The sequence below is a fragment of the Pseudoalteromonas sp. SIMBA_162 genome (assembly GCF_046535955.1).
Taxonomy (GTDB): domain Bacteria; phylum Pseudomonadota; class Gammaproteobacteria; order Enterobacterales; family Alteromonadaceae; genus Pseudoalteromonas; species Pseudoalteromonas marina.
Genome location: NZ_JAWJBQ010000684.1, coordinates 1 through 258, shown reverse-complemented (window position 1 = coordinate 258; position 258 = coordinate 1). Strand labels below are relative to the sequence as shown.

General features: G+C 62.0%; 1 pseudogene. It reads right to left on the bottom strand.

Annotated features, from left to right (window positions below):
- Window positions 1-258, bottom strand: a pseudogene (locus tag R0J88_RS21415) (MBL fold metallo-hydrolase); the annotation flags it as partial.

The following is a 258-nucleotide window of genomic DNA, read 5'->3' as shown; positions in this document are numbered from 1 at the left end:
CTTGCCTGGCTGCACCGGGCCACCGAGCGCGAACTGCAGCAAGCCTGCCTGATCAGCGTGCGCCGAGTACCCTGACAGCGTCATGACCTTCGCCCACACCTCATACATCTGGCCATCCAGATCGATCTGCACAACCCCCTCTGCGCCTTCGCCGGCCTGTATCATCGCCCCTGGCGTGCCCTTGGCCTGATACCCCACAAACATCACCTCATGTCGCGCATCCGCCAGCATGGCCTTGAGGTAATTGACAATACGCCC